Here is a 17,637-nt window from a genome sequence, read left to right on the forward strand (position 1 = left end):
ACGTCAGCCACCCACCAGGAACATCTCGACCTTCTTGCGCGACACGCCCGCCTCGCTGCGCAACTCGCTGTAGCGGTCGCCGCGGCGCGACCACACGCCGGCGACGCACTCGGCCAGGGCTTCCGCCCCGCCCGCCAGCGCAGGCCGCAACGCCTGCCCTTCGCCCGCGAACAGGCAGGTGTAGAGCATGCCGTCGGCCGACACGCGGGCGCGGTGGCAGTCGCCGCAGAACGGCGCGCTGACCGAACTTACGAAGCCGACTTCGCCGCCGCCGTCGACGAACGCATAGCGCGACGCGACCTCGCCCCGGTATTGAGGGTCCAGCGGCCGCAGCGGCCAACGCGCGTGGATGCGATCGCGCAGCTCGGCCGACGGCACCACGCGCTCGCGGCGCCAGCCGTTGCAGGTGCCCACGTCCATGTACTCGATGAAACGCTGGACGTGGCCGTGGGCGCGCGCGTACTCGACCAGCGGCAGCACCTGGTCTTCATTGAGCCCGCGTTCGACCACGCAATTGAGCTTGATCGGCGCGAAACCGGCGGCCTGCGCCGCGGCGATCCCGGCCAGCACCTCGGCGACCTCGCCGCGATCGCCCGACATCGCGCGGAAGACCGACGCATCCAGCGCGTCGAGGCTGACCGTGATCCGGCGCAGTCCGGCGTCGCGCAAGGCCTGCGCGTGCCGGGCCAGCAGCGCGCCGTTGGTGGTCAGTGCGATGTCGGCCAAGCCATCGATCGCCGACAGCCGCGCCACCAGCTCGGGCAACCTCTTGCGCAGCAGCGGTTCGCCGCCGGTCAGGCGCAGCTTGCTGACGCCGAGGCGGACGAAGCCGCGCACCAGGGTTTCGATCTCGTCGAACGACAATCGCGACGCCGCGTCCAGGCCGTGGTCGTCCGGCACCCGGTCGGCGGGCATGCAGTACGGGCAGCGGAAGTTGCAGGCCTCGATCACCGACAGGCGCAGGTCGCGCAGCGGCCGGCCCAACGTGTCGAGCGGAGCGGGGATGGCCGCGAGACCGGGCGTTTGCAGCACGGCGTTCATACCGGATCTGACCGCAATGCCGTCGTTTCGTTCAAGCCGACCACCTCGCCCGGGCGGGCGATGCGGTAGCCGCGCGCGGCGAGCGCGCAGCCGTCCTCGGCGCTGGCGTAGTGGTACAGCAGGCAGCGCGCCAGCAGTTCGCGCGGGTACTCGCGCTCGAGGTCGTCGATGCCGCTGTGCGAGGGATTGCCGTGCAGCGCGCAATCGTGCGCGATCAACTCGCCGGCATCGGCGAAGCGGGCCAGTTGCTCCGGGATCGGCCGGGTGTCGCCGGTCCAGACCACGCTGCCGCGCAGGCGCAGGCCGAACGAGGTATCGGGCCAGTGGTGGCGCGTGGCGAACACTTCCAGTCGCAGCCCGTCGTGCCAGAACGACTCGCCGACCGGGATCACCTGGAACGCGTCCCAGAAATTCACCCCGCCCTCGGCCAGCGCGTTGGGGTAGTCGCCGACGCGCTGGTGCAGCAACGGCACCAGCGGCGCCGGCACGTAGACGCGCACGCGCCCACGTTGGGCTTCATCGAAGTAGCTGGCGACGAACAGGCGCTCGAAACCGGCGACGTGGTCGAGGTGGGTGTGGGTGATGAACAGCGCGCGCGGCGCCTGCCCGTAGTGCGCGAGGTAGGACGTCAGCCCCTCGTTGCCGCAGTCGATCGTCAGCCACGGGCGGCCGTCGCGCTCGATGGTCGCCATCGCCGAACCCAGCTCGACCGCCGAGGCGTTGCCGACGCCGTTGAGTCGCAGGCTCCAGGCCATCAGTAGCCCCGCCCCCAGGCGCGATCGTAGGCGTCGCGCAGGCGCGCGAAGTCGCGCTCGACCTCGGCGACCGGGCGCTCGCCGCGCAGCTTCAGCAGCGATCGCTTCAGGCGCGACAGGTTCGCCTCGCGCCAGGGGGTCGCGGGGATCCGCGTCTGGCCGCGGTCGAGGTCGATGATCCAGCCCTTGCCGGTCGGGTCGAACAGCAGGTTGTGGGCGTTGAGATCGGCGTGGTCGAGGCCGACGCGGTGGCTGCGCGCGATCAGGCGGCCGGCCTCCTCCCACGGCGCGCCGTCGCCGGCGACCGCGGCGCGGTCGGCCAGGGTGCGGACGTTGTCGAGCTTGTCGAGCAGGATCGCCGCGGTGTACTTCAGACCGTCGCGGCGGTAGTACGCGGCGATCGGCTGCGGCACCGGCAGGCCTTTGGCCGCGACCGCTCGGGTCAGGCGGAACTCGGCGAAGCTGCGCGTCTTGGCCGCGTCGCGCCACCAGTAGGCGTCGCGGTTGAACTGGGCGACCATGCCGCCGCGCAGGTAGCGTCGCAGCAGCGCCGGGCCGAACGGTGCATCGACGAACCACGCCCCGCCGCGCCCGCCACTCTCGACCGGGCGCGCCTTCTCGCCCCAGTACGCGGGCGAGAACCATTCGGCATTGGCTTGCCGCATCCGGGTAAGGTCGAACAGAATCGCGCCGTATCCGCTGTCGTCGCGGAACGGCGTCAGTCCTTCGGTCGCGTCATACCCCGTCATCGCTCCGAGTCTAACAAGTCCCGTGCCAACCGCGCCCCATTCCATCTGTCTGCTGAGGCTGTCCGCGCTCGGCGACGTCACCCATGTCGTGCCGCTGGTGCGCACGTTGCGCGCCGCGTGGCCGCGGGTGGAACTGAGCTGGGTGATCGGCAAGGGCGAGCGCCGCCTGCTCGAGGGTCTGGAGGGCGTCGAGTTCGTCGAGTACGACAAGAAAACCGGGCTGGCCGGCATGCGCGCGCTGCGCCGCGAACTGCGCGACCGGCTCGGGCCGCAAGGCCGGTTCGACGTGCTGCTGCAGATGCAGGTCGCCGCGCGCGCGAACCTGCTGTCGGCCTTCATCCCCGCGACCCGGCGCATCGGCTATGACCGTGCGCGTTCGAAGGACCTGCACGGCCTGTTCGTCAACGAGCGCATCCCCGACCGCCCCGGTATCCATGTGCTCGATGCGCTGGGCAGCTTCTGCGAACCGCTCGGCCTGCGCCAGGACGACGTGCGCTGGGACTTGCCGGTGCCCGACGACGCCCGCCAATGGGCGCGCGCGCAGTGGCCAGACGATGGCCGGCCGACGCTGCTGGTCTCGCCGTGTTCCAGCCACGAGCGCCGCAACTGGCGCCCCGAGCGCTACGCCGCCGTCGCCGACCACGCCGTGTCGCGCGGCTGGCGCGTGGTGCTGTGCGGCGGCCGCAGCGACCTGGAACGCCGCACCAGCGACGCGATCCTGGCGGCCATGGTCACGCCGACCTCCCAGCCGACCCACACGCCGGTGCTCGACCTGGTCGGCAAGGACACGCTCAAGCAACTGCCGGCGCTGCTCGAGCGCGGCCAGCTGCTGATGACCCCGGATTCCGGGCCGATGCATATCGCCAACGCGATGGGCACGAAGGTCCTGGGCCTGCATGCGGCCAGCAACCCGGCGCGCAGCGGGCCGTACTCCGACCGCCGCTACTGCGTCGACCGGTACGACGATGCCGCGCGCAGGTTCCTCGGCAAGCCCGCCGCGACACTGCGCTGGGGCACCAAGATCGAGCACGACGGGGTGATGGACCTGGTGACGGTCGACGACGCGATCGCGGCGTTCGAGCGCTACGTCCGCGAGCATCGAAGCTGATGCCGGTTCGAGCCGCGTAGGACGGGTTTCAACCCGCCGGCTTCTTGCGGGACGAAGGGTCCAACCGCACTCCCTTGTCGCGATGGCGGGGTTGAAACCCGCCCTACGGCGCCGCGGCCGAGCGGTAGTCCTGGTACGACTTCTCTTCGATGTACGCCGAACCCAGCGCGACGTTGATCTCGCGCTTGATGCGCGCGCGCTCGTCGTTCTCGAAGTAGACCGCGCGGGCCAGGCGCACGAACTCGTCGTCGAAGGCCTGGGCCTTTTCCTTGATGCGGATGTCGTCCTCGATCACCCACAGGCGCTCGTTGACGGCCTTGAGGTCGGCGCGCAGGCGGACGATGTCCTTGCCGGCGGCCGGGTGCGCCATCCAAGTCTGCTCGAGCGCGGACAGTTCGTTGCGCACGTTGGCCAGCTTGGCCGCATCGCTCATGCGCTCGGACTTGATCTGCAGGATCGCGATCTTGTCGAGCAACTCACCGAAGGACACCGGAACCTGGATCTCGGACATGACGCCGCCATTCAGCCATTGGGGGTCGACAGTGTAGCCGGGCTGCAACCCGCCCAGCCGGCGCATGCCTTGTCGCGGCGTGGCCGGCCCCGTATCATGGCCGGCCCACCCGGAGAGGTGGCAGAGTGGTTGAATGTACCTGACTCGAAATCAGGCGTACGTTTATAGCGTACCGGGGGTTCGAATCCCCCCCTCTCCGCCAGATTGAACACAAAGGCTGCCTCGGCAGCCTTTTTGTTTGCGCCGAGGCAAAGCGCGCGCCCCACGACCCCTCACGCCGCCCCCGCCTAGCATGCCTGGGTGGTTTCCCTTCCTTGCCTCGCGGCCGCTGCGCCCCGATGATCGCGTTTACCGCTGAGAAGATATGACCCCGTCAGGCCTGCTCGCCCCATGATCGAATTCGGACACCTGACGCACGTCGGCCTGCGCCGCGAGCTCAACGAAGACACCTACTACGGTGACAGCGAGCTGGGCCTGTGGCTGGTCGCCGACGGCATGGGTGGCCACGAGTACGGCGAGGTCGCCAGCGCGTTGGCGCGCGAGGCGATCGTGCGCGAGATCCGCGACGGCACCCCGCTGGCGCAGGCCATCCGGATTGCCGACGAGGAGATCATCCGCACCTCCAAGCGCCGCAACGACGCCCTGCCGATGGGCACCACCGTGGTTGCCGCGCGCGTCAACGGCAACCGCTTCGAAGTCGCCTGGGTCGGTGACAGCCGCGTCTACCTGTGGCGCGACGGCCAGCTGGCGCAGCTCTCGCAGGATCACAGCTACGTGCAGGAACTGATCGCCACCGGCGCGATTACCCACGAGCAGGCCCGCAGCCACCCGCACCGCAATGTGGTGACTCAGGCGTTGGGCGTGACCGATCCGCGCAACCTCAACGTCGAAACCATGACCGGCGAGCTCAAGCCGGGCATGCAGCTGCTGCTGTGCAGCGACGGCCTGACCGAGGAAGTCGACGACCGCAACATCGCCAAGGTGCTGGGCCACCAGGACTGCAGTGCGCAGGAGTGCGTGGATTCGCTGGTTGCCGCCGCGCTCGATGGCGGTGGCTCGGACAATGTCACCGTGATCCTGGTGCGCAGCCACTAGCGGCGCGAACTACGAAAACACCGGGTCAGGCCGGCGCGGCGTCCGGTTCGGCCGCTACCATCGCATCCCAGACCGCGCGACCAGCCTTCTTGCGCAGCCGTTGCAGCCGCGCCTCATGCGCGGCGAGTTCGTCGTCGCCGACCAGCACCCGCGGCCGTGCCGACTCGGCGCTGGCCTGGAACGTCGCCACGACCACTTCCGCCGTCTCATCGGCGCCGTCGCCGAAGCCGATCTCGCTCTGACCGGAGGTCAGCCCGAGGTAGACCTCGGCCAGCAGCTGGGCATCGAGCAAGGCGCCATGCAACTGGCGGTGGGCGTTGTCGACGCCGAGGCGCCGGCATAGCGCGTCCAGCGAGTTGCGTTGGCCGGGGTACTGCCGGCGCGCCAGCAGCAGCGTGTCCTCCACGCCGCAGCGATCGGCCAGGCAGCCGTACTGCGGGCCGAGCATGCGCAGTTCGTTGTCGAGGAAGCCGACGTCGAACGCGGCGTTGTGGATGATCAGCTCGGCGCCGTCGATGAAGGCGAGGAACTCGTCGACGACCTCCTCGAAACGCGGCTTGTCGGCGAGGAATTCCAACGTCAGCCCGGTGACTTCCTGTGCGCCGGGCTCGAATTCGCGACCCGGGTTGAGATAACGCTGGAAGGTGCGGCCGGTCGGGCGGCGCTCGAGAAACTCGACGCAGCCGATTTCGACCACGCGGTTGCCGCGCTCCCAGCTTAGGCCGGTGGTTTCGGTATCGAGGATGACTTGGCGCATGCGGTTCGCGGTCGGGAATCGGGAAACTGGGGGGAGACGTTACACGGCTGCTCGGGCCTTGTGGATCCGGCCGCCACTAACGCTTCAGGCGCAGCGCTGCATTGCGCGCGAGCACGTCGACGCGCTCGTTGTCCGGGTCGCCGGAATGGCCCTTCACCCATTTCCATTCGATGCTGTGGCGCTGCGCGGCCGCGTGCAGGCGCTCCCACAGGTCGCGGTTCTTGACCGGGTCGCCACCGGCGGTTTTCCAGCCGCGGCGCACCCAGTTCTTCATCCACTCGGTGATGCCCTGGCGCACGTACTGCGAGTCGGTGTGCAGGGTGATCACGCACGGTTCGCTGAGCGTCTCCAGCGCCATGATCGCGCCCATCAGCTCCATGCGGTTGTTGGTGGTGTCGGGGTCGCCGCCGGAGAGCTCGCGCTCGCGGCCCTTGCAGCGCAGCAGGGCGCCCCAGCCACCGGGGCCCGGGTTGCCGAGGCAGGCGCCGTCGGTGTGGATGTGGACGGACTTCAGGTCTTCGGGTGAGTTCATGCGCGCATTATCGCCGCGCGCGGTCGCAATGGTTGGGACGCGACAAACGCCGCCGGGCTGATGCTGGCTCAGCTGGCTTGCCATCGCAGGTTGCGCAAGGGTTTGGGCGGAATCGCCGCATATACGCGCTTGTTGATCGCCAGCGCGATGCCCGCGCGCAGCCGGTCGGCCGCGGCGACGCCGGCCTCGCCGTGCGCCACGCGCCAGCGCGGCCCCAGCCATTGCAGGCGCACCGAGTTGAGTGCGAACCCGGCGCGCAGCAGCGACGCCTGCCAGCGGCCGGGGTCACGCGCGCGCAGGCCGCTGCGGACCCAGCGCGCGCGGTACGGACTCCACGGGTTCAGCGTCGCCAGCCACAGCGTGCCGCCGGGAGTAAGCAGGCGCGCGCATTCGTCGAGCAGGCCGCGCACCTCGAAATCGTCGTCCAGCGCATGCTGCAGCAGCAGCGCGCCAAAGCTTTCGCTGGCCAGTGGCAGCGGCAGGCCGCAGCGCAGGGCGCCGTCGAACCCATGCGCATGGCGACGCAACACCACGCCGCGCCGGCCGGCCGTTTCCGGAGCCACCGCGCCCGGCACTCCGAGCCATGCCCAAGGCAGCGCCGGGCCGGACGCGAGCACCCGCGCCATCGCCGCCCCCTCGAGCGCCAGCACGCCCTGCCCGGCCGGCGTGGCAAACCACTCCAGGGGCGGCGCGGGTTGACGGGGGCGGGAAACGGGGGGCATGGTCGCCGGGGCCTCCGGTAGGTGGGGCTGCGATCCCGATTGTGAGGGAATCGCCGGAAGTATTTGCCGCCACGCGCCCGCGGCGAGCGTTGAAGCCCACCCGATCGCCGCGAGGAGCGCATGCCATGAACCTGCAGGCCCTGCCCGCCTTCTCGGACAACTACATCTGGGTGCTGACGGGCAACGATGGCCGCGCGCTGATCGTCGACCCGGGCGAGGCGGCACCGGTGCTGGCCGCTGCCGAACAGGGCCTGCAACCGGCCGGGATACTGCTGACCCACCACCACCACGACCACATCGGCGGCACCGCAGCCCTGCTGCGGCGCTGGCCCGGGTTGCCGGTGATAGCGCCCGCGGACGAGCGCATCGACGTGCCCACCCATCGGGTCGGCGACGGCGAGCGGGTCGCGATCGCGGGCTGGGAGTTCGAGGTCATCGCCCTGCCCGGCCACACCGTGAGCCACGTCGCATTCTTCGGCCACGGGCTGCTGTTCTGCGGTGACACGCTTTTCAGCTTGGGATGCGGTCGACTTTTCGAGGGTAGCCCGGCGCAGATGCTGGGCTCACTATCGAGGCTGGCCGCGCTGCCCGCTGACACCCGGGTCTGCTGCGGCCACGAGTACACGCTGTCCAACGCCGCCTTCGCGCGCGTGGTCGAACCCGACAATCCGGCGCTGCGACGCCGCACCGAACAGGCCCAGGCCATGCGCGACGCCGGACACCCGACCCTGCCCAGCACGATCGCCGACGAACGCGCATGCAACCCGTTCCTGCGCGTCGACCAGCCAGCGGTGATCGCGGCGGTGACCCGGCGCCTGGGCAACGCGCCCGATGACGCGGTCGAGACCTTCGCCGAACTGCGGCGCTGGAAGGACGGATTCGTCGCATGATCGGGGTCCGGTCCAGCCGTGCGCCTGCCTACGCGTGGCTGTGCGGGAGCCTGCTGTTGGCGCTGTCGACCCTGGCCCCGAGCCGCGCTGGTGAACGCGACGACGGCGCGGCAACGCCACCGTCAGCCGCGACCTCGGCGCCTGCCGGCACCCGCAACGGCCGCGAGATCTACCAGCGCTTCCGCGAAGGCCTGGCCGACCCCAATTGCGATGCGGATGCCAGTGCACGCTGGCGCCAGCACTTCGCCGCGGCACCCAAGCGGCTGGCCACCCGCAATGACGACATGCTGCCGCTGTTCGGCTATGTGGTGGACGCGTTGCGGGCGGCCAGCCTACCGACCGAGTACGCCCTGATCCCGTTGGTCGAAAGCGGCTACCAGCCCGGCGCGCGCAGCGCCGCCGGCCCGGCCGGCCTGTGGCAGATGATCGCGCTGACGGCCCGCAACCACCGCGTGCCGATCAGCAAGGGCTACGACGGACGCCTGTCACCAGTGGACTCGACCCGGGCCGCGGTGCGTTACCTGAAGACCCTGCACAGCATGTTCGCCGGCGATTGGCGGCTGGCGGCTATGGCCTACAACGCCGGCGAGTACCGCATCCTGGGCGCGCTAAAGCGCAGCGGCCAGACCGCGCGCAACGCCACGCCCGAGCAGCTGCCGGGCCTGTCCGGCATCACCCACGCCTACGTCCGCAAGTTGCACGCGCTGTCGTGCGTGCTCAAGCAGGCCGAGGATCGCGACGACTGGCTGCGCGCGCTCGACCGGCCGGTGCCGCGGCTGGCGGCCGTCACCGTGCCCGCGGACGTCGCCGACATCGCCGGCTGGGCCGCCCGCACCGGCCACGACGGCGCCCAGCTGCGGCGCCTCAACCCCGCGTTCGGCAACGGCCGCATCGGCAAGATCGGGGCGAAGCGGGCCCCGCTGCTGGCGGTGGCGACCGCCGGCGTTGGCGCCAGCAGCGAGCCCGGCCTTGCTGCGCCGGTGCTCGCCAGCGGCAGTCTCGCGGCCTCCGCCTCGAACGATGCGGCTTCGGTCCCCGCCACGTACCGCGAGCACACCGTCATCCGCGGCGACAGCCCCTGGACCATCGCCCGACGCTACGGCATCGGCGTCGGCGACCTGTTGCAGCGCAACGGCCTGGGCACGCGTACGGTGCTCAAGCCCGGCCGCGTGCTGGCGATCGACCCGCGGCCCGCAGGCGAGTAGGCGGGCACGCCCGAGTAGCCCGCGCCGACGCCACAGGGCAAACTAGAGTCTTTGCTCGGCCGCACATCGGTCAGCGCCACCAAATCGAGGAGCGCACATGGGTTTTTTGCAGGGTAAGCGGGCACTGATCACCGGCATCGCCAGCCAGCGCTCGATCGCCACCGGCATCGCCGAGGCGATGCACCGCGAAGGTGCTCAGCTGGCCTTCACCTACCAGAACGACAAGCTGAAATCGCGCGTCGAGGATGCGGCCAAGGAGTACGGCAGCGACATCGTGATCCCGCTCGACGTGTCCGACGACGCCCAGATCGCCGCCTGCTTCGAGCAGCTCGGCCAGCACTGGAACGACGGCTTCGACATCCTCGTGCACGCGATCGCGTTTGCACCGCGCGAGGCGATCGCCGGCCAGTTCCTCGACGGCCTGACGCGGGAGAACTTCGCGATCGCGCACGACGTCTCGGCCTACTCGCTGGCTGCCATGGCCAAGGCCGCGCGCCCGCTGATGGCCGGCCGCAACGGCTCGATCGTGACCCTGACCTACCTGGGCGCCGAGCGCGCGCTGGCCGGCTACAACGTGATGGGCGTGGCCAAGGCCAGCCTGGAAGCGACCGTGCGCTACCTCGCCGACAACCTCGGCCCGGAAGGCACGCGCGTCAACGCGATTTCCGCCGGGCCGATCAAGACCCTCGCCGCCGCCGGCATCGCGGGCTTCCGCAAGATCCTCGGCCACGTCGAGGAAAACGCGCCGCTGCGCCGCACCGTGACCATCGAGGATGTCGGCAACGTCGCCGCCTTCATCTGCTCAGACCTGGCTGCAGGCGTGACCGGCGAGATCACCTACGTCGACGCCGGCTACAACATCCTGGGCATGACCGGTCTCAACGCAGCCGAGTAGCTCGGCTAACCGGACGCGCAAAAAAAAAAGCCCGGCGATGCCGGGCTTTTTCTTGAGCTTGCCGTGCGACACGACGTTGGCGTCAGAGGTTGGCCTCGACCACGGCCACCTTCATCTTTTGGCGCATCGCGTTGATCAACGCCTGGGCATCGTCCGCCCCGCCCATCTGCGCGATCTGCTGCTGCAGGCCTTGGCGTTGCTGTGGCGGCACCTGCGCCACGTCGCCAGGGACGACCTTGCTCACCGCGAACAGCACGATCGAGCCATCGTTCAACACCGCCTTGCCCGGCGACACCTTGCCCGTCGCCGGCACCGCCACCGCGAACACCGCCTCCGCCACGCCTTCGCCGCCCAGCGGGGCGCCACGCGGTACCGCGATGGCCTGCTGCGGTGCCGGCAGTTGCCTGGACGCGGCCAGCGCCTCCAGCGTCTCGCCGCCACGCAGGCGCGCCAGAAGCGCATCGGCTTCCTCGGTCGAGGCCTTGCGCGCCCGATCGGCGCGCACCGCGGCGATGACCTGCGCGCGCACCTGTGCCAGCGGCAGCGTGCGCTCCGGGGTATGCGCAACCACGCGGATCAGCACGGTGTGGTTGGGTGCGATCTCGATCGGATCGCTAACCGTACCGTCCTGGATCAGCGCGTCCGAGAATGCGGCACGCTTGAGGGCGGCGTTCGCGGCCAGGCCCGCGGCGGGGTCAGGTTTGCCGTCGCGGAAGATCGGGCCGAGCTTGAGCACCGGCAGCTGCATCTCGCGCGCCGCGGGCACCAGCGAGGAAGGGTTCTTGTAGACCAGGTCGACCAGGCGGCTGCTGACATCATTGAATGCGCGATCGCGATCCGCCTCGGCCTGCTCGCGTGCCAGCGCCTCGCGCGCCTGCTCGAAGCTTTCCTGCGCACCCGCCTTGACCTCGCGCAGCTGGATCACGTGCCAACCAAAGTCGGTCTTGACCGGCCCACTGATCTGGCCAGCCTGCATCTGGAACAGCGCGTCCTCGAACGGGCCGGTCATCATGCCCTTGCCGACCCAGCCCAGGTCGCCACCGCTTGCCTTGGAACCGGTGTCGTCGCTGTTGGCGCGCACCAGCGCGGCAAAATCGGCGCCGGCGGCCTTGGCCTGCGCAGCCAGCTGCGTGGCCTTGTCCTGCGCCGCCTTCTGCGCGGCGGCATTGGCGCCTTCGTCGACCCGCACCAGCAGGTGCGACGCCAGGCGCTGCTCCTGCTCGACGAAACGGTTCTTCTCCTGCTCGTAGCGCTGACGCAGCACCGCCTCGTCTGCGGCCGGCGGCGGCGCCATCGTCGCGCCGTTGAGCTCGACATACTCGATCGACACCGACTCGGGCGCGCGATAGTCCGCGGCATGGCCCGCGTACCACGCCTGGATCTCCGCGCCGGTGACGGCCGCGGTATCGGGCGCCGGCGCCGGCAGGGTCACCAGGCTCACGTCACGCTGCTCGCCCATCAGCTTGATCAGGCGTTCCATCTCGGCGTTGGTGACGAAGCCGCTGGCGGCGATGCCAGTCGACACCAGCGACTGCTGCAAGCCGTCACGCACCACGCGCTCAAACTGCGTCGGCGTCTGCGCCGGCACTTGCGAGGCGAGGGCCAACTGGTAGCGCTCGGCGTTGAACTTGCCGTCGACCAGGAACGCCGGGATCTCCTGGATCGTCTTGCGCACCAGCGCATCGCTGACCACGACGCCGGCCTGCTGCGACGCCAGCTTCTGGATGCGCTGGTCGATCAGGCCGTCCAGGATCGCGCGCTTGTTTTCGAGCGTCTCGAACGCACGCGCGTCGAAGGCCTCGCCCTGCTGCGCGCGCTCCTGTTGGCGCACCTGCTCGAAGCGGGTGCGGAACTCGTCCGCGGTGATCGTCTCGTGTTCCCAGAACGTCGACACCGGCCACCACGACGGCGCGGACTGCCACCAGCCCGGCGGTGCATCGATCGTGGCGACGAAGTTGTCATTGCGCTGGACCAGGTAGTCCTGGATGCCGACGAACGCAAAGGGAATGATCAGCAGGCCCAGGATCACCGTGGCGATCCAGCCGGAGGTCTTGTCGCGAAGTTTCTGCAGCATATCCAGGTCGCGTCGATGCGGAAGCCGGACAGTTTAGCGTGCTTGCGGTGCGGGGGTGACCAGACGCTTCGCGGCCGTCCGAAGCCGCCGGAGCGGGCGACGCCGGGTCCGCTTCCACGCCGGGCGCCGAGAATCCTGCCTGGGACCCGCCCAAGAAAAAGGCACCGTTTCCGGTGCCTTTGGCAGAACTGGCGGAGTGGACGGGACTCGAACCCGCGACCTCCGGCGTGACAGGCCAGCATTCTAACCGACTGAACTACCACTCCGCTTTTTTGAACCCAGGGCTTGCAGCTACTGGCGTCGCCAAACATCGCAACCGCCACAACAAGCTTCCTCACTTACTTAAAAACAAAGGCACCGTTTCCGGTGCCTTTGGCAGAACTGGCGGAGTGGACGGGACTCGAACCCGCGACCTCCGGCGTGACAGGCCAGCATTCTAACCGACTGAACTACCACTCCGCATTTTGAAACTTTTCGTCTGGGCTTTTGCTGACATCCGCCCTTCGCGAACAGTGGATCCCGGCAGAGTCCGTCAGCTGGACCTGGTGGGTGCTGAGGGTTTCGAACCCCCGACCCTCTCCGTGTAAAGGAGACGCTCTACCGCTGAGCTAAGCACCCGAGCTGTGGAACCAAGTATCGGTACCGGTTGCTGCTACCGATGCATGCACATCGGCGGGCGAGCTGCTTAGTTTACAGCATCCTTCAGCGCCTTGCCAGCCTTGAACGCCGGATTCTTCGACGCCTTGATCTTGATCTCTTCACCCGTCTTCGGGTTGCGGCCCTGGCGAGCAGCGCGCTTGCGGACCTGGAAAGTACCGAAGCCCACCAGCGTCACCGTGTCGCCTTTCTTCAACGCCTTGGTGATCACGCCGATGACGGCGTCCACGGCGTTGGCGGCGTCGGTCTTGGACAGCTCGGCGGCTTCCGCGACGGCACCAACAAACTCAGCCTTATTCATTCTTCTTGACTCCCTGTGCGGACTGTTGCCGCGATGTTCTGAGAATCGGGTCGCCTGCAAACGTGCAGACACTTCCGATCGACGTTCCACACCCCGCGTCCAAGACGCCAGCAGTGCGGATGCCATCGTTATACCAGTGGCATTTTGGGGGCGCAAGCCTGAAAGCTAGCATTGGCGCGGCTTTCAGGGGTGTCGGCGCGGTCTTTCGAGCGCGCTTCGCTAGTGCTTGACGTCGACCGTCGCCACCGCGGGCGCGGCATCCCGCACCGTCGCTTCGCCCTGCCCCGCTGGCGGCAACGGCGTGATGGGTCGCTCGAGCGCGATGCCGAGAACCTCGTCGATCCACTTCACCGGAATGATGTCCAGGCCCTGCGATACCGACTTGGGCAGGTCGACCAGGTCCTTGCGGTTCTCGTCGGGGATGATCACGGTGCGGATGCCGCCGCGCAGCGCTGCCAGCAACTTTTCCTTGAGGCCGCCGATAGGCAGCACGCGGCCGCGCAAGGTGATCTCGCCGGTCATCGCCACTTCGGCCTTGACCGGATTCTTGGTCAGCATCGAAACCAGCGCGGTGGCCATCGCAATGCCGGCGCTGGGGCCGTCCTTCGGCGTCGCGCCCTCGGGCACGTGCAGGTGCACGTCCTGCTTCTGCAGGAAGTCCAGGTCGATGCCCAGCCGCTCGGTACGCGCACGCACCACCGACAACGCGGCCGACGCCGATTCCTTCATGACATCGCCGAGCTGGCCGGTGAGCAGCAACTGGCCCTTGCCCGGGACCAGCGTCGACTCGATCTGCAGCAGGTCGCCGCCGACCTGTGTCCATGCCAAACCGGTCACCAGGCCGATCTCGTTCTGCTCCTCGGCGCGGCCGAAGTCGTAGCGGCGCACGCCCAGGAACTTGTCGAGGTTCTTGGCATTGACGTTGAGCGCGCTGTCCTTGCCCTTCTTCGGCTTGGGGCCGGCCAGCGCGATCTCTTTGACCACCTTGCGGCAGATCTTGGAGATCTCGCGCTCGAGGTTGCGCACGCCCGATTCGCGCGTGTAGTAGCGCACGATGTCGCGCACCGCGCCCTCGGCGATCTTCAGCTCTTCGGGCTTGAGCCCGTTGGCCTTGATCTGCTTGGGCAGCAGGTAGCGCATCGCGATGCTGAGCTTCTCCTCCTCGGTGTAGCCGGGCAGGCGGATCACTTCCATGCGGTCGAGCAACGGGCCGGGGATATTGAGCGAGTTCGAGGTCGCGACGAACATCACCTCGCTCAGATCGAGGTCGACCTCGAGGTAGTGGTCGTTGAACGCGTTGTTCTGCTCCGGGTCGAGCACCTCGAGCAGCGCCGAGGACGGATCGCCGCGGAAGTCCATCGACATCTTGTCGATCTCGTCGAGCATGAACAACGGATTCCGGGTGCCGGCCTTGTTGAGGTTCTGCACGATCCGGCCCGGCATCGAACCCACATAAGTCCGACGGTGGCCGCGGATCTCGGCCTCGTCGCGCACGCCGCCGAGCGACATGCGCACGAACTTGCGGTTGGTGGCCTTGGCGATCGACTGGCCCAGCGAGGTCTTGCCCACGCCTGGGGGACCGACCAGGCACAGGATCGCGCCCTTCATCTTGGCCACGCGGGTCTGCACCGCGAGGTACTCCAGGATGCGTTCCTTGACCTTCTCCAGCCCGTAGTGGTCGGCGTCGAGCACGTCCTGCGCGGCCTTGAGGTCCTTGCGCACCTTGCTGCGCTTCTTCCACGGCACGCCGAGCAGCCAGTCCAGGTAGTTGCGCACCACCGCGGCCTCGGCCGACATCGGCGACATCTGCTTGAGCTTGTTGAGCTCGTTGCGGGCCTTGGCCTCGACCGGCTTGGGCATGCCGGCCTCGGCGATCTTTCGGGTCAGTTCGTCGATGTCATTGGGCGCCTCGTCGATCTCGCCGAGTTCCTTCTGGATCGCCTTCATCTGCTCGTTGAGGTAGTACTCGCGCTGGCTCTTCTCCATCTGCGACTTGACGCGGCCGCGAATGCGCTTCTCCAGCTGCTGCACATCGATCTCGCCGTCGACCAGGCCGACCAGCTGCTCCAGGCGCGCGCCCACCGAATGCGTCTCCAGCAGCTTCTGCTTGTCGCTGATGCGCACGCCCAAGTGCGCGGCGATGGTGTCGGCCAGCCGACCGGGCTCGTCGATGCCCGACAGAGTCTGCATCAGCTCCGGCGGCAACTTGCGGTTGGTCTTGACGTACTGCTCGAACAGGCCCATCAGCGAGCGGGTGATCGCCTCCAGTTCGCGCTCCTCGCGGTCGAGCTCCGGCTCCACGACGTGGGCGCGGCCGGCCAACGCGCCGTCGCCCTCCTCGACATGGTCGACCTGCACACGCGACACGCCCTCGACCAGCACCTTGATGGTGCCGTCCGGGAGTTTCAGCAGTTGCAGCACCTGTGCGAGCGTGCCGATCTCGTACAGGTCGCCCGCGCCGGGATCGTCGGTTTCGGCGGATTTCTGCGCGACCAGCAGGATCCGCTTGTCGGACTCCATCGCCAGGTCGAGTGCGCGGATCGACTTGTCTCGGCCGACGAACAGAGGGATCACCATGTGCGGGAACACGACCACGTCGCGCAGTGGCAGGACCGGCAGTTCGAGGGTTTCGCGGTCGCTGGGAGTGGACATGAGGGCTCCGGGTCTGGCGTCTGGCGGCAGGCGCCTGGACGGGGATGGGGCGGGCACGGCGGCCCATGGCCACGGTTATGGGGGCCTGTGCGAAAGGATGCAAGCTGCGGCTTTCCGGTCGCGTGAACGCCACGAGCGGATCTGTTGCAAATCAGCCAGTTATGCCCGGCAGTTGCGCCAGTCGATTACGCCAGTCGGCTGCGACTGGAAGGCATCGCCCGGTCGCGGGCGATGCCTGAACCCGGTCAGTCGCCGGAGGCGACTTTCGGCACTGCGGCCGGAGGGGTCTGGTAGATCAGGTACGGCTCGGTCTTGTGCTCGATCACCGACTCGTCGACCACCACCTTGCTCACGTGCTCGAGCGACGGCAGTTCGTACATCGTGTCCAGCAACACCGATTCGACGATGGTGCGCAGGCCGCGCGCGCCGGTCTTGCGCTTGAGCGCTTTCTTGGCGATCGCCTGCAACGCGTCGGGGCGGAACTCCAGCTCCACGCCTTCCATGTCGAACAGCTTCTTGAACTGCTTGGTGATCGCGTTCTTCGGCTCGGTCAGGATGGTGACCAGCGCGGCCTCGTCCAGCTCCTCGAGCGTGGCAACCACCGGCAGGCGGCCGACGAACTCGGGGATCAGGCCGAACTTGATCAGGTCCTCGGGCTCGACCTCGGCCAGGATCTTGCCGACCTCGACCTTGCGCTCGGAACTCTTGACCTTGGCGCCGAAGCCAATGCCACCGGCATCGGTGCTGCGCGCCTGGATGATCTTGTCGAGGCCGGCAAACGCGCCGCCGACGATGAACAGGATGTTGCGCGTATCGACCTGCAGGAACTCCTGCTGCGGGTGCTTGCGGCCACCCTGCGGCGGCACGCTGGCGACGGTGCCCTCGATCAGCTTCAGCAGCGCCTGCTGCACGCCTTCGCCGGACACGTCGCGAGTGATCGACGGGTTGTCGGACTTGCGCGAGATCTTGTCGATCTCGTCGATGTAGACGATGCCCTGCTGCGCCTTGTCGACGTCGTAGTCGCACTTCTGCAGCAGTTTCTGGATGATGTTCTCGACATCCTCGCCCACGTAACCGGCTTCGGTCAGCGTGGTCGCGTCGGCCATCGTGAACGGCACGTTGAGCAGGCGCGCCAGCGTTTCGGCCAGCAGCGTCTTGCCCGAGCCGGTCGGCCCAACCAGCAGGATGTTCGACTTCGCCAGCTCGACGTCGTCGTTCTTCTGCCGGCTCTCGATGCGCTTGTAATGGTTGTACACGGCCACCGCGAGCGTGCGCTTGGCGCGCTGCTGGCCGATCACGTACTCGTCGAGGACGTCGAGGATTTCCTTGGGCTTGGGCAGGTGGCTGCGCGCCGACTGGGCCTTTTCCTCGAGTTCCTCGCGGATGATGTCGTTGCACAGCTCGACGCATTCATCGCAGATGAAAACGCTCGGGCCCGCGATCAGCTTGCGGACCTCGTGCTGGCTTTTCCCGCAGAACGAGCAATAGAGGATCTTGTTGCTGTCGGCGGTACTGCGGCCGGGTCGGTCGTCGCTCATTCTTTTGCCCAATGTCTCTCTAAGTCTTGGACCGGCCGTTGACAGGCAGATCCAGCGGTGCTGGCCCGAGAATAGCACAGCGTTCCGGCCCGTCCGGGGGCCGGGCCCGGGCTCGATATCCGCAGGAAACCAGCTGCGCCAGGGCGGTGGGTCGC

At 68.3% G+C, this 17,637-nt stretch carries 16 protein-coding genes and 4 tRNA genes; 6 read left to right on the forward strand and 14 right to left on the reverse strand.

Annotated features, from left to right (window positions below; genetic code table 11):
- Positions 1-3 precede the first annotated feature (3 nt).
- Genes moaA through ACFQZQ_RS05100 form a run of 3 tightly spaced genes read right to left on the reverse strand, consistent with a single transcriptional unit; the run spans position 4 to position 2,545 of the window.
- On the reverse strand, positions 4-1,041 hold the full coding sequence (gene moaA, locus ACFQZQ_RS05090) for a GTP 3',8-cyclase MoaA (RefSeq protein WP_386811570.1): 1,038 nt from the start codon (positions 1,039-1,041) through the stop codon (positions 4-6).
- Positions 1,038-1,796 carry an MBL fold metallo-hydrolase gene (locus tag ACFQZQ_RS05095; RefSeq protein WP_386811571.1) on the reverse strand — a complete coding sequence of 253 codons (759 nt, stop codon included), beginning with the start codon at positions 1,794-1,796 and terminating at the stop codon, positions 1,038-1,040. The genes moaA and ACFQZQ_RS05095 overlap by 4 nt, the downstream gene beginning before the upstream one ends.
- Positions 1,796-2,545 carry a 3-deoxy-D-manno-octulosonic acid kinase gene (locus ACFQZQ_RS05100; protein WP_386811572.1) on the reverse strand — a complete coding sequence of 250 codons (750 nt, stop codon included), beginning with the start codon at positions 2,543-2,545 and terminating at the stop codon, positions 1,796-1,798. The genes ACFQZQ_RS05095 and ACFQZQ_RS05100 overlap by 1 nt, the downstream gene beginning before the upstream one ends.
- Positions 2,546-2,567: 22 nt before the next feature.
- Between ACFQZQ_RS05100 and ACFQZQ_RS05105 the strand changes: the two genes are divergently transcribed.
- Positions 2,568-3,653, forward strand: coding sequence for a glycosyltransferase family 9 protein (locus ACFQZQ_RS05105; RefSeq protein WP_386811573.1), 1,086 nt, complete (start codon positions 2,568-2,570; stop codon positions 3,651-3,653).
- A 103-nt stretch (positions 3,654-3,756) separates the two neighbouring features.
- Here ACFQZQ_RS05105 and ACFQZQ_RS05110 read toward each other — a convergent pair whose 3' ends face one another.
- The gene (locus ACFQZQ_RS05110) at positions 3,757-4,164 is read right to left on the reverse strand and encodes a DUF6165 family protein (RefSeq protein WP_386811574.1); all 408 of its coding nucleotides are present in this window, start codon (positions 4,162-4,164) and stop codon (positions 3,757-3,759) included.
- 111 nt (positions 4,165-4,275) lie between these two features.
- Between ACFQZQ_RS05110 and ACFQZQ_RS05115 the strand changes: the two genes are divergently transcribed.
- Together ACFQZQ_RS05115 and ACFQZQ_RS05120 are read left to right on the forward strand one after the other, a co-directional pair.
- Positions 4,276-4,366: transfer RNA gene (locus ACFQZQ_RS05115), tRNA-Ser, on the forward strand.
- A gap of 188 nt (positions 4,367-4,554) precedes the next feature.
- Entirely contained in the window at positions 4,555-5,259 is a 705-nt protein-coding gene (locus tag ACFQZQ_RS05120) for a Stp1/IreP family PP2C-type Ser/Thr phosphatase (protein WP_386811575.1), read from the forward strand.
- Between the two features lie 25 nt (positions 5,260-5,284).
- Here the strand turns inward: ACFQZQ_RS05120 and dnaQ are convergent, their stop codons facing one another.
- From dnaQ to ACFQZQ_RS05135, 3 genes are all read right to left on the reverse strand, one after another.
- Positions 5,285-6,016 (reverse strand): DNA polymerase III subunit epsilon, encoded by a 732-nt coding sequence (gene dnaQ / locus ACFQZQ_RS05125; protein ID WP_386811576.1) that lies wholly within the window; start codon positions 6,014-6,016, stop codon positions 5,285-5,287.
- Between the two features lie 76 nt (positions 6,017-6,092).
- Entirely contained in the window at positions 6,093-6,530 is a 438-nt protein-coding gene (rnhA, locus tag ACFQZQ_RS05130; RefSeq protein WP_386811670.1) for a ribonuclease HI, read from the reverse strand.
- 86 nt (positions 6,531-6,616) lie between these two features.
- The gene (locus tag ACFQZQ_RS05135) at positions 6,617-7,270 is read right to left on the reverse strand and encodes a hypothetical protein (protein WP_386811577.1); all 654 of its coding nucleotides are present in this window, start codon (positions 7,268-7,270) and stop codon (positions 6,617-6,619) included.
- 125 nt (positions 7,271-7,395) lie between these two features.
- On the opposite strand from ACFQZQ_RS05135, the gene gloB reads away from it, so the two are divergent.
- From gloB to ACFQZQ_RS05150, 3 genes are all read left to right on the forward strand, one after another.
- Positions 7,396-8,160: a hydroxyacylglutathione hydrolase gene (gloB, locus tag ACFQZQ_RS05140; protein WP_386811578.1), complete on the forward strand. Its 765-nt coding sequence runs from the start codon at positions 7,396-7,398 to the stop codon at positions 8,158-8,160.
- Positions 8,157-9,365: a lytic transglycosylase domain-containing protein gene (locus tag ACFQZQ_RS05145; protein ID WP_386811579.1), complete on the forward strand. Its 1,209-nt coding sequence runs from the start codon at positions 8,157-8,159 to the stop codon at positions 9,363-9,365. Before gloB ends, ACFQZQ_RS05145 begins: the two co-directional genes overlap by 4 nt.
- Before the next feature lie 97 nt (positions 9,366-9,462).
- Positions 9,463-10,260: an enoyl-ACP reductase FabI gene (locus tag ACFQZQ_RS05150; RefSeq protein ID WP_386811580.1), complete on the forward strand. Its 798-nt coding sequence runs from the start codon at positions 9,463-9,465 to the stop codon at positions 10,258-10,260.
- An 82-nt stretch (positions 10,261-10,342) separates the two neighbouring features.
- Here the strand turns inward: ACFQZQ_RS05150 and ACFQZQ_RS05155 are convergent, their stop codons facing one another.
- From ACFQZQ_RS05155 to clpX, 7 genes are all read right to left on the reverse strand, one after another.
- The gene (locus tag ACFQZQ_RS05155) at positions 10,343-12,334 is read right to left on the reverse strand and encodes a peptidyl-prolyl cis-trans isomerase (protein WP_386811581.1); all 1,992 of its coding nucleotides are present in this window, start codon (positions 12,332-12,334) and stop codon (positions 10,343-10,345) included.
- A gap of 189 nt (positions 12,335-12,523) precedes the next feature.
- Positions 12,524-12,600 (reverse strand) — tRNA-Asp (locus ACFQZQ_RS05160).
- Positions 12,601-12,716: 116 nt separating this feature from the next.
- A tRNA-Asp gene (locus ACFQZQ_RS05165) sits at positions 12,717-12,793 on the reverse strand.
- 84 nt (positions 12,794-12,877) lie between these two features.
- Positions 12,878-12,952 (reverse strand) — tRNA-Val (locus ACFQZQ_RS05170).
- A gap of 67 nt (positions 12,953-13,019) precedes the next feature.
- On the reverse strand, positions 13,020-13,292 hold the full coding sequence (locus ACFQZQ_RS05175; protein ID WP_386811582.1) for an HU family DNA-binding protein: 273 nt from the start codon (positions 13,290-13,292) through the stop codon (positions 13,020-13,022).
- 219 nt (positions 13,293-13,511) lie between these two features.
- A complete protein-coding gene (lon, locus tag ACFQZQ_RS05180; protein WP_386811583.1) occupies positions 13,512-15,944 on the reverse strand; it encodes an endopeptidase La in 2,433 nt (810 codons plus the stop codon).
- A gap of 245 nt (positions 15,945-16,189) precedes the next feature.
- A complete protein-coding gene (clpX, locus tag ACFQZQ_RS05185) occupies positions 16,190-17,482 on the reverse strand; it encodes an ATP-dependent Clp protease ATP-binding subunit ClpX (RefSeq protein ID WP_386811584.1) in 1,293 nt (430 codons plus the stop codon).
- Between the last annotated feature and the right edge of the window lie 155 nt (positions 17,483-17,637).

The organism is Lysobacter koreensis (assembly GCF_042677045.1).
GTDB classification, from domain to species: Bacteria; Pseudomonadota; Gammaproteobacteria; order Xanthomonadales; family Xanthomonadaceae; genus Lysobacter_K; species Lysobacter_K koreensis.

Excerpts from the sequence above, each read along its gene's own strand:
- lon (WP_386811583.1), bottom strand. The coding sequence starts at position 15,944 with ATGTCCACTCCCAGCGACCGCGAAACCCTCGAACTGCCGGTCCTGCCA.
- ACFQZQ_RS05135 (WP_386811577.1), bottom strand. The coding sequence starts at position 7,270 with ATGCCCCCCGTTTCCCGCCCCCGTCAACCCGCGCCGCCCCTGGAGTGG.
- ACFQZQ_RS05155 (WP_386811581.1), bottom strand. The coding sequence starts at position 12,334 with ATGCTGCAGAAACTTCGCGACAAGACCTCCGGCTGGATCGCCACGGTG.
- moaA (WP_386811570.1), bottom strand. The coding sequence starts at position 1,041 with ATGAACGCCGTGCTGCAAACGCCCGGTCTCGCGGCCATCCCCGCTCCG.
- ACFQZQ_RS05175 (WP_386811582.1), bottom strand. The coding sequence starts at position 13,292 with ATGAATAAGGCTGAGTTTGTTGGTGCCGTCGCGGAAGCCGCCGAGCTG.
- ACFQZQ_RS05095 (WP_386811571.1), bottom strand. The coding sequence starts at position 1,796 with ATGGCCTGGAGCCTGCGACTCAACGGCGTCGGCAACGCCTCGGCGGTC.
- gloB (WP_386811578.1), top strand. The coding sequence starts at position 7,396 with ATGAACCTGCAGGCCCTGCCCGCCTTCTCGGACAACTACATCTGGGTG.
- ACFQZQ_RS05100 (WP_386811572.1), bottom strand. The coding sequence starts at position 2,545 with ATGACGGGGTATGACGCGACCGAAGGACTGACGCCGTTCCGCGACGAC.
- dnaQ (WP_386811576.1), bottom strand. The coding sequence starts at position 6,016 with ATGCGCCAAGTCATCCTCGATACCGAAACCACCGGCCTAAGCTGGGAG.
- ACFQZQ_RS05150 (WP_386811580.1), top strand. The coding sequence starts at position 9,463 with ATGGGTTTTTTGCAGGGTAAGCGGGCACTGATCACCGGCATCGCCAGC.
- clpX (WP_386811584.1), bottom strand. The coding sequence starts at position 17,482 with ATGAGCGACGACCGACCCGGCCGCAGTACCGCCGACAGCAACAAGATC.
- ACFQZQ_RS05110 (WP_386811574.1), bottom strand. The coding sequence starts at position 4,164 with ATGTCCGAGATCCAGGTTCCGGTGTCCTTCGGTGAGTTGCTCGACAAG.
- ACFQZQ_RS05120 (WP_386811575.1), top strand. The coding sequence starts at position 4,555 with ATGATCGAATTCGGACACCTGACGCACGTCGGCCTGCGCCGCGAGCTC.
- ACFQZQ_RS05145 (WP_386811579.1), top strand. The coding sequence starts at position 8,157 with ATGATCGGGGTCCGGTCCAGCCGTGCGCCTGCCTACGCGTGGCTGTGC.